The organism is Stenotrophomonas sp. HMSC10F07 (genome assembly GCF_001807895.1).
Lineage (GTDB): Bacteria > Pseudomonadota > Gammaproteobacteria > Xanthomonadales > Xanthomonadaceae > Stenotrophomonas > Stenotrophomonas sepilia.
Genome location: NZ_KV791374.1, coordinates 64,361 through 74,378, shown reverse-complemented (window position 1 = coordinate 74,378; position 10,018 = coordinate 64,361). Strand labels below are relative to the sequence as shown.

General features: G+C 67.1%; 8 protein-coding genes. All 8 read right to left on the bottom strand.

The window, feature by feature from the left end; all coding sequences use genetic code 11:
• Positions 1 to 319: 319 nt before the first annotated feature.
• The 8 genes from bamA to HMPREF3114_RS09575 all read right to left on the bottom strand — a co-directional run bounded on the left by bamA (position 320) and on the right by HMPREF3114_RS09575 (position 10,007).
• On the bottom strand, positions 320 to 2,683 hold the full coding sequence (gene bamA, locus HMPREF3114_RS09610; protein ID WP_053497093.1) for an outer membrane protein assembly factor BamA: 2,364 nt from the start codon (positions 2,681 to 2,683) through the stop codon (positions 320 to 322).
• 74 nt (positions 2,684 to 2,757) lie between these two features.
• Positions 2,758 to 4,116, bottom strand: a complete 1,359-nt coding sequence (rseP, locus tag HMPREF3114_RS09605) for an RIP metalloprotease RseP (RefSeq protein ID WP_061480177.1) — start codon at positions 4,114 to 4,116, stop codon at positions 2,758 to 2,760.
• A gap of 55 nt (positions 4,117 to 4,171) precedes the next feature.
• The gene (locus HMPREF3114_RS09600) at positions 4,172 to 5,362 is read right to left on the bottom strand and encodes a 1-deoxy-D-xylulose-5-phosphate reductoisomerase (protein WP_070489671.1); all 1,191 of its coding nucleotides are present in this window, start codon (positions 5,360 to 5,362) and stop codon (positions 4,172 to 4,174) included.
• Between the two features lie 2 nt (positions 5,363 to 5,364).
• Positions 5,365 to 6,201, bottom strand: a complete 837-nt coding sequence (locus HMPREF3114_RS09595) for a phosphatidate cytidylyltransferase (protein WP_005415851.1) — start codon at positions 6,199 to 6,201, stop codon at positions 5,365 to 5,367.
• Entirely contained in the window at positions 6,198 to 6,965 is a 768-nt protein-coding gene (uppS, locus tag HMPREF3114_RS09590) for a polyprenyl diphosphate synthase (RefSeq protein WP_070489669.1), read from the bottom strand. The genes HMPREF3114_RS09595 and uppS overlap by 4 nt, the downstream gene beginning before the upstream one ends.
• Positions 6,966 to 6,970: 5 nt before the next feature.
• On the bottom strand, positions 6,971 to 7,525 hold the full coding sequence (frr, locus tag HMPREF3114_RS09585) for a ribosome recycling factor (RefSeq protein ID WP_005415853.1): 555 nt from the start codon (positions 7,523 to 7,525) through the stop codon (positions 6,971 to 6,973).
• Between the two features lie 96 nt (positions 7,526 to 7,621).
• Entirely contained in the window at positions 7,622 to 8,350 is a 729-nt protein-coding gene (gene pyrH / locus HMPREF3114_RS09580; RefSeq protein WP_005415854.1) for a UMP kinase, read from the bottom strand.
• A gap of 121 nt (positions 8,351 to 8,471) precedes the next feature.
• Positions 8,472 to 10,007, bottom strand: a complete 1,536-nt coding sequence (locus tag HMPREF3114_RS09575) for a GGDEF domain-containing protein (RefSeq protein WP_065177433.1) — start codon at positions 10,005 to 10,007, stop codon at positions 8,472 to 8,474.
• Positions 10,008 to 10,018 lie beyond the last annotated feature (11 nt).

Sequence of the window (10,018 nt, the reverse complement as noted above, 5' to 3'; positions counted from 1 at the left end):
TGGGGGCTCGATGGCGCCATTCATGGCGCCAACGGTCCTGGTCAGCCCCCTGCGCCATCACCAGATGATTTCACGCGAGCGCGGGAAGTAACGGCGGCGAGCAAGTAAAACGAAAACGCCGGGCAATGCCCGGCGCGTCGCACCCCGTCTGGTGGAGAGCCCCCCTTTGTTAAGGGGGGCGCGCCCCTGGGAATCGCAGGAGCGATTCCCAACGTTGCTATGCAACGGCCCGAAGGGCGCATGCCATGGATGGCATGCGTAGCGGCGCGGGGGATAGGTGGAATGCGGGGGCAGTTCTGGCGAACCGCCTCGCGGTTCGTCAGAACTGCCCACCGAACGTGAATTGCAGGCGTTCGATCTTGTCATCGTCTTCCTTCTTCAGCGGGAAGGCGTAGCTGATCGAGATCGGGCCGACCGGGGCGCGCCACAGCAGGGCCACACCGGTGGATACGCGCAGCTCGTTGGCCTTGAAGTTGTCCACGCCGGTATACACGTTGCCGAAGTCGACGAAGGCCGACACGCGCGCCGACGGGCTGTCGAACAGGCGCGGGAAGTAGGCTTCCACCGAACCGACGGTCTTCAACGAGCCACCCAGCGGCTGGCCTTCCGGATAACCAGTAGTGACTTCGCGCGGGCCGAGGGTGTTGTCCTCGAAGCCGCGTACCGAGTTGGTACCACCGGCGTAGAAGTTCTCGAAGAACGGCAGGCCGCTTGCGGTGACGGTGCGGGTGGTGCCATCCGGATTGGTCAGCGTACGGGTGTAGTCCTTGCCGTAGGCATCGCCGTAGCCGATTTCGGCGCGGGTGTTGATCACCAGCGACGGCATGATCGGCCAGTACTTGCTGATCTGGTAGTTCAGCTTGTAGTACTCGATGGTCGAACCCGGCAGCGTGGTTTCCAGGCCCACGCGCTGGTAGGTGCCGCGGGTCGGCATGAAGTAGTCGTTGCGCGAGTCGCGCGCCCAGCCCAGCTCGGTGCGCCAGGCATGGAAGGTGCGCTTACCGACGGCGTTGATGTAGTCGATGATCGACTGCGGGGTGGAGCCCTGGTAGGTGGTGATCTGGTTGCTGTCGATGCCGAACATCAGCGAGACGGTGTCGGTCTCGGTCAGCGGCACGCCGAACACCACCTGCGCGGCACCGTTGGTGCTGTTGTACTGCGCGGTGTTGAAGTCGGAGTAATCCAGTTCGCGCCAGGACAGGTTGTAGCCCAGCGACACGCCGTCATCGGTGAAGTACGGGTTGGTGTAGCTGAAACCGTAGCGCTGCAGGTAGCTGCTGCGCGAGGCTTCGACCGACACGCGGTTGCCGCCACCGAGGAAGTTGTTCTGCGACAGCTGCACCGAGGTGGTCATGCCGTAGGACTGCGAGTAACCCAGGCCGAACACGAAGCTGCCCGAGGTGGTTTCCTTGACGTTGTAGACGACGTCGACCTGGTCGTTGCTGCCGCTGACGGCCGGGGTCTCCACTTCCACCGATTCGAAGTAGCCCAGGCGCTGCAGGCGGATCTTGGAGCGGTCGATTGCGGCCTGCGAGTACCAGCTGTTCTCGAACTGGCGCATTTCGCGACGCATCACTTCATCGGACGTGCGGGTGTTGCCGCGGAACAGGATGCGGCGCACCGACACGCGCGGGCCGGGCACGACCTGCATGTTGATGGCCACGGTCTGCTCGGCGCGGTTGGTGGTCGGAATCGGGTTCACCTTGGCGAACGCGTAGCCGATGTTGGACAGCGAATTGGTGATGGTGTCCGAGCTGAATTCCAGCAGGGCACGCGAGAACGTGTCGCCGGACTTCTGGATCACCATGCGCTCGACGTCCTCCTGCGGGAGGATGGTGTCGCCGCTGACCTTGATCTCGGAGATCTTGTACTGCGCACCCTCGGTCACGCCCGCGGTCAGGAACATGTCGCGCTTGTCGGGGCTGATCGAGACCTGGGTGGAATCGATGCTGAAATCGACGTAGCCGCGATCCAGGTACCAGGAGTTGAGCTTTTCCAGGTCGCCGGACAGCTTTTCCTTGGAGTACTGGTCGTCACGGCGGTACCACGACGCCCAGTTGTGCTCCTTGGACTCCCAGGTCTCCAGGATGTCCTTGCTCTCGAACTTCTCGGTGCCCACCAGGTTGACGTGGCGGATCTTGGCGGCCTTGCCTTCCTTGATGGCGATGGCGATGTCCACGCGGTTGCGGTCCAGCGGGCTCACCGTCGGGGTGATGTCGACGTTGTACTTGCCACGGTCGTTGTACTGGCGGCGCAGTTCCTGGGTCACGCGGTCCAGGCTCAGGCGATCGAAGGTGCCGCCCTCGGTCAGGCCGATGTCGGACAGGCCCTTGAGCAGCTGGTCGGACTTGATGTCCTTGTTGCCGGTCACGGTCAGCTTGTTGATCGCCGGGCGTTCCTTGACGGTCACCACCAGGATCGTGCCCTGGCGGTCCAGCTGCACGTCTTCGAAGAAGCCGGTCTTGTACAGGGCGCGGATCGTCTCGCCGACCTTGTTGTCGGTGATCGTCTCGCCGCGTTCAACCGGCAGGTAGGTGAACACCGTGCCCGAGCTGATGCGCTGCAGGCCATCGACGCGGATGTCGCTGACAGTGAAGGGCTCGGCTGCCTGGGCCAGGGCGGGAGCGCCGGTGACGGCGGCGAGGGCGAGGGCCAGCAGGCGGCGATTGGGGAGTCGCGTCATGTCACGTCCGGTAGGAAGGTCGATTTCATTGGTGCGGGATGCCGACGCTGTAGACGGCAACAACGTGGAAAAGTTCATCGCGGGACCAGGCCGAGGATGTCGTTGTAGAACGCCAACCCCATCAGCCCGGCCAGCAACGCCAGGCCGATGTATTGGCCGGCGGCGATGGCACGCTCGCTCAGCGGGCTGCCCTTGACCAACTCGATAAGGTAATACAGCAGGTGGCCGCCGTCCAAGATCGGGATCGGCAGCAGGTTGATGATGCACAGGCTGAGCGACAGCAGGGCAAGGAACTGCAGGAACCAGTCGAGGCCGCGCTTGGCCGAGACATTGGCCACGCGGGCGATGGTGACCGGCCCGGAAACGTTCTGCAGCGAGGCCTTGCCGGTCACGATGCGACCCATCATGCCCAGCGAGTCGGCGGCCAGGCGGCCGGTCTCGCGCACCGCCACGGTCACCGCATCCAGCGGGCCATAGCGCAGCAGGGTGTCATAGGCGGGGCTGTAGCTGGTGGGGAAGCCGACGCCGATCTGCCAGACCGGATTGCCCTTGCCGTCCTTGCCCTGGCGCGGGGTGACTTCCAGCGCCAGGCGCTCGCCGCCACGCAGGACCTCGATCATTCCCGGCCCGCCGGCACGGCCCAGGGCCTGGATCTCGCCGATCACCTGGTCGACGCTGTCGATGCGCTGGCCATCGATGGCCACGATCAGGTCGCCTGGCTGCAGTTGCCCTGCCACCACGGAGTCCGCAGTCAGCGATTCCACTTGCGCCGGCTGCAGCCACGACTGCCAGTGCAGGCCAGCCAGGATCGGCACCCGCCGCTCATCGAAACCCGCCGGCAGCTGCGACAGCGGCAGGGTGCGCGTGCGTACCTGGTCGGCCGTATCCAGCACTTCCAGCTTCACGTCGCGGCGGTCCATCGCGGCTGCGGTCAGCGCCATGCTGGCCTCGCCGAGGGTGACCACCTGGCGGTCGTCCACGCGCAGCACGCGGTCGCCGCTGGCCAGGCCGGCACTGGCGGCGATGCCGCTGACACGGCCGATGGTGGGCGAGTAATCCTGCTTGCCGATCACGAACATCGCCCACAGCAGCAGGATGCACAGCAGCAGATTGGCGATCGGGCCGGCGGCAACGATCGCGATGCGCTGCCAGACGGTCTTGTGGTTGAAGGCCTGGCCGCGCTCGTGCGGGTGGACTTCGACCTCGCGTTCGTCGAGGAACTTCACGTAACCGCCCAGCGGGATGGCGGCGATGGCGAACTCGGTGCCGTGCCTGTCGCGGCGCGACCACAGCGGCCGGCCGAAGCCGACCGAGAAACGCAGGATCTTGACCCCGCACAGGCGCCCGACCCAGTAATGCCCGAACTCGTGGAAGGTGACCAGCAGCCCGAGGCTGACGATCATCCACCAGACCGATCCGATGAAGTCAGTCATGCAGGCTCACAGTGGTGGGCAGGGGCGGCGGCGTCATGCTGGGCGAGGCGGTCGTTCAGGCGGCGTCGATGGCGTTCAGGGTGAGCTGGCGTGCCCGCTGGTCGGCGGACAACAGGATCTCCAGTGTATCGGCTGGCTGGGTCGGCAGTGTTGAAAGAGCGTTAGCAACCAGCTCCGGGATCGTCAGGAAACCGATCCGGCCCTGAAGAAACGCTGAAACTGCCTCTTCATTGGCGGCGTTCAGTACCGCCGGTGCGGTGCCGCCGGCCTGCATCGCCTGCCAGGCCAGCGCCAGGCAGGGGAAGGCGTCAGTATCCGGGGCCTCGAAATCCAGGCGGCCCTGGGCCAGCAGGTCCAGCCCGGCCACGCCCGATTCGATGCGCTGCGGCCAGCCCAGGCCGACGGCGAGAGTGGTGCGCATGTCCGGCAGGCCCATCTGGGCCAGGGTCGAGCCATCGACGAACTCGACCAGCGAATGGACCAGGCTCTGCGGGTGCACCAGCACCTCGATGCGCTCGCCGGGCACGCCGAACAGGTGGTGGGCCTCGATGACTTCCAGGCCCTTGTTCATCAATGTCGCCGAATCGACCGAGATCTTCGGTCCCATCGACCACTTGGGGTGGGCAACGGCCTGGGCCGGGGTGACCTGGGCCAGTTCGGCGCGGCTGCCGCCACGGAACGGGCCGCCGGAGGCGGTCAGCAGGATCCGGCGCACGCCGGCGCCGTCGACACTGGCATCGCGCGAGCGCAGGCACTGGAAGATCGCGCTGTGCTCGCTGTCGATCGGGATGATTTCGGCACCGGCACGTTCGGCCGTCCGGGTCAGCAGTTCGCCGGCCAGCACCAGCGATTCCTTGTTGGCCAGCAGGACGCGCTTGCCGGCGGCCGCGGCAGCCAGGGTCGAGGACAGGCCGGCCGCGCCGACGATGGCCGCGACCACGGTATCGCAGGCATCGCTGGCGGCCAGTTGGTCCAGCGCGGCCTGGCCGGCATGGGCCTCGGTGGCAAGGCCGGCCTCGCGCAGGCCGTCACGCAGTTCGGCGAACAGCGATGCGTCGGCGATCACCGCGTGCGCGGGTCTGTGCTGGCGGCACAGCGTCAGCAGCGCCTGCACCTGGCGACCGGCAGCGAGCACCGTGGCCTGGTAGCGGTGCGGGTGGCGGGCGATCACGTCCAGCGTGGAGGCGCCGATCGAGCCGGTAGCGCCGAACACGGCGACCCGGCGCAGGTCTGCAGCAGCATTCATGGTCAGAACCCGAAGATTTCCTTGCCCAGCGCGAACACCGGCACGGCGGCGAGGACGCCGTCGACCCGGTCGAGCACGCCACCGTGGCCCGGGATCAGGTGGCCCGAGTCCTTGGCGCCGGCATGGCGCTTGATCAGGCTCTCGAACAGGTCGCCCAGGACCGAGGCGAACACCGCTACCACTGCGGTGATCAACAGGCCGGGCAGGTGTGCGGCATCGATGCCAGCCAGCCAGCCCAGGCCGAGGGCCACGGCGACACCGGCCAGCAGGCCGCCGAACAGGCCTTCCCAGGTCTTGTTGGGGCTGATCCGCGGCGCCAGCTTGTGCTTGCCGAAATGGCGGCCTGCAAAATAGGCGCCCGAGTCGGCCGCCCACACCAGCGCCAGCGCAGCCAGCAGCCACAGGTGGCCCTGCTGGCCCGGCGGATCGCCGCCGGCATGGATCAGCACCAGCGCGGCCCAGGCCGGGACGATGGCCAGGGTACCGGCCAGCATCTTCAGGATCCGCGAGGGTGCCGACGGCTGTGCACCGAAGTTGAAGAAGCGCAACCAGAGCAGCGCGGCCAGCCACCAGGCAACGCCCGCCAGCGTGGTTATCTGGAACAGGACCAGGGTGCTGCCATCGGCCCAGACCAGCAGCACCATCAGCAGCAGGTTCAGCACCAGCAGCACGGTGCGCGCCAGGGTGTCTTCGATACCGGCCAGCTTCAGCCATTCCCACAGGCCGATCAGCAGCACGGCGGCGGCGGCGGCGGCCAGCCATTGCGTGGGCAGCAGCAGGATCGCCGCAATGGCTAGCGGCGCCATGATCAGCGCGGCAAGGACTCGGGTCTTGGTCATGGGCTGGAAGTCTCGGTGGCCAGTGCGGCAATCTGGGCGCTGGTCAGGCCGAAACGACGCTCGCGACCGGCATAGGCGTCGAGCGCCTGCTGCAGCTGCTCGGCGTCGAAGTCCGGCCACAGGGCCTCGGTGAACCACAGTTCGGTATAGGCGAGCTGCCACAGCAGGAAGTTGCTGATGCGGGTGTCGCCGCCGGTGCGGATGAACAGGTCCGGCGGCGGCAGGTCGGCCAGGGCCACCTGGCTGCCCAGCAGCGCTTCGTCGATCTGCTCGGGCAGCAGGCGACCGGCCGCCACTTCGACGGCCAGGGCGCGCGCGGCGCGGGCGATGTCCTGGCGGCCACCGTAGCTGGCAGCGATCGACAGGGTCAGGGTGGTGTTGTCGGCGGTGCGCTGCTCGGCCAGCTGCATGCGGCTGACCAGCCCGGCGCCGAAGCGCTCGCGTTCGCCGATGAAGCGCACGCGCACGCCACGCCGGTGCAGCTCGTCCACTTCGCGGTCGAGTGCACCGAGGAACAGCTTCATCAGCGCGTCCACTTCCTCCTGCGGCCGGCCCCAGTTCTCGCTGGAGAAGGCGAACAGGGTCAGCGCCGGAATGCCCAGTTCAAGGCAGCGCTCGATGGTGCGGTTGACCGCGCGCGCGCCGGCACGGTGGCCGATCACGCGGGGGCGACGGCGCTGCTGTGCCCAACGCCCGTTGCCATCCATGATGATGGCAATGTGGCGGGGCAGGGAGGCAGGCAACGGAGGCGGGACTGAAGGCATCGACTTCAGACCGACAGCAGTTCTTTTTCCTTGTCGGCAACGACCTTGTCGACGTCCTTGATGTTGGCGTCGGTCAGCTTCTGGATGTCGTCTTCGCCGCGCTTCTTCTCGTCTTCGCTGATCGCTTTGTCCTTGACCAGCTTGGCGATTTCCTTGTTCGCGTCCTGACGGATGTTGCGGATCGCGATCTTGGCGCCTTCCCCTTCCTTCTGCACCTGCTTGACCAGCTCCTTGCGGCGCTCTTCGGTCGGCGGCGGCATGTTGATGCGGATCGCGGTGCCCAGCGTGTTCGGAGTGAACTCGGCATTGTAGAGACCCTTTTCGATCTCCTTGATCATGCCTTTGTCGAACGGGGTGACCAGCAGCGAGTGGGCGTCGGCGTTGGAGATCGACGCGACCTGGTTCAGCGGGGTGCTGGCGTTGCCATAGGCGCTGACCGTCACGCGGTCCAGCAGGGCCGGGGTGGCACGGCCGGTCCGGATGGAGGTGAGGGTGTGCTTCAGAGCGTCAATGCTCTTGGCCATGCGCGTCTGCGCGTTGTTCTTGATGTCGTTGAGCATCGCCCGGTCCTGGATGTATCTGGAATCGGGCGATTATAGGCGAATACGGGACGCTGCCGGGCCTGAATCGGCCCGGTCGTCGCTTTGCGCTCAGGCTCAGGCCGGGTCGCGGCCCTGGACCAGGGTGCCGATGTTCGCGCCGTTGAGGATCTTCAGCAGTTCGCCCGGCTGGCCCATGTCGAACACGCGCATCGGCAGGTCGCTGTCGCGGGCCAGAGCGAAGGCCGCTGTGTCCATCACTTCCAGGCCGCGGCGGATCACTTCGTCGTAGCTCAGGCTGTCGAAGCGGACCGCATCGCTGTGCTTGTTCGGGTCCTTGTCGTACACGCCATCGACCTTGGTGGCCTTCAGCAGCAGGTCGGCGCCGATCTCGATCGCGCGCAGTGCGGCGCCGGAGTCGGTGGTGAAGAACGGGCTGCCGACGCCGGCAGCGAAGATCACCAGGCGGCCCTTTTCCAGGTGGCGGATGGCGCGGCGGCGGATGTAGTCCTCGCACACGTCGTTGATCTTGATCGCGCTCATCACCCGGGCCTTGGCACCCAGCTTCTCGAGGGCGTCCTGCATGGCCAGGGCGTTGATGACGGTGGCCAGCATGCCCATCTGGTCGCCGGTTACGCGGTCCATGCCGCCGGCGGCCAGGCCGGCGCCGCGGAAGATGTTGCCACCTCCGATCACCAGCGCCACTTCGGCACCGGCCTGCTGGGCTTCGATGACCTCACGGGCGAGGCGATTGATGATCTTGGGGTCGATGCCGTAGTCCTCGTCTCCCATCAGCGCCTCCCCGGACAGTTTCAGAAGGATGCGGCGATAGGCGAGCTTGGACATGTGGACCTCGGGTGCGTGGAAATCGCGGGCGATTCTACGCGCATGCGGCGTTGTGCCAAAGTGTTTTGTGCACTGCGGCGCAGAATCCGATGGTTCGCCCCGGTCGGCCGGGGCGTCCCGTTCAGCCCAGTTCGGCGCTGGCCGTGGCTGACAGCTCGTCATGGCCCAGCGCCCCCGGCGAGCGGGCGATCACCCGGTTGCGGCCCAGGTTCTTGGAGCGGTACAGCACGTCGTCGGCCGCGCGCAGCAGGTCCTGGACGTCGGCGAAGCGCTCGTAGCCGCCCTGGGTGGCCACGCCGGCGGAGAAGGTGACGAAAAGCGGCCCGCCCTCCAGCTCGGCCATCGGCGTGGCGACGATGTTGGCCAGCACCCGGCGGATCACGTCCAGGGCCACGCTTTCGCTGGTGTTGGGCAGCAGCGCGACGAACTCCTCGCCGCCGAAGCGGGCCACGGTGTCGCTGTTGCGCAGCTGGCCCTGCAGCTTGCCGGCGAACGCGCGCAGCACCTCGTCACCGGTCAGGTGGCCGTGGGCGTCGTTGATCTTCTTGAAGTCGTCCAGGTCGATGAAGGCCACCGACAGTGGCCAGCCCTGGCGGCCGGCACGCAGGAATTCCTGCTCCAGCACCGCTTCCAGCTGGCGGCGGTTGAGCACGCCGGTCAACGCATCACGATGGGCCTGGTCGGCCAGGCGCTTGGCGCGCGCCTCGAATTCGTCGGCACGGCGGCGTGCCTGGTCGGCATCCTGCAGTTCGCGCAGGTTGCGCAGCGTGGCCAGTTCCTGCGCATGATCGATCAGCTCGCGCACCCGCGCCGGAGAATTGAGGCCGGCATCGAACAGGCTGGCGATGTCGGGCAGGGCCTCGCTGATGCGGGCCAGCACCTGGTCGAAGCGCGCGCTGTCCAGCTCCAGGCGGTCGTGCACCTGCTGCAGGGCGCGCTCGCGCGCGGCATCGGCGTCGCTATCCAGCCAGATGTCGGCCACTGCGCCGGACAGTTGCACGCAGGCCTGGAATGGCGATTCGGCGGCGTCCTCGTCCTCGCTGTGGCTGATGCTCTCCACCAGGTAGCGGGGCAGGCCCCATTGCTCGGCCACCCAGGCGCCGACGTCGGCGTGGCTGCAGCCCAGCGCCTCGCGCTCGAGGGAAACCAGGTCGATGTTGTCGCGTGCTTCGCGCAGCAGCGGCAGGTAGCGCTCCGACTCGGCCTGGGCCAGGCACAGCACGCCCAGGTCCTGCAGCAGTCCGGCCAGCATCAGCTCCTCCAGCCGGCGAAGGCCGCGCGCCTGGCCCAGCTGGCTGGCCGCCAGGGCACTGAGGATGCTGCGCTTCCACGCGCGCTGGCGCAGGTCATGATCGGCGCCACCGCCGGTCAGGCCCTGGGTGACGGTGAAGCCGAGGGCGAGGCTGATCGTGGCGTTCAGGCCCAGCATGGTCAGCGCCTGGCCGAGGTTCTCGATGCGGCGGCGGCTGGCATACAGCGGCGAATTGGCGATGCGCAGCATGCGAGCGCTCAGCGCCATGTCGATGGCGATGATGTCGGCGGCGGTGGCGATGTCCGCTTCCGGGTCCTGAGCCAGTTCGATGATGCGCAGGGCAATACCGGGTGGCGAAGGCAGGTTGCGGCAGAGCGCCAGGGCAGCTGTCAGCTCGGGAGGCATGTCGGGTCGTT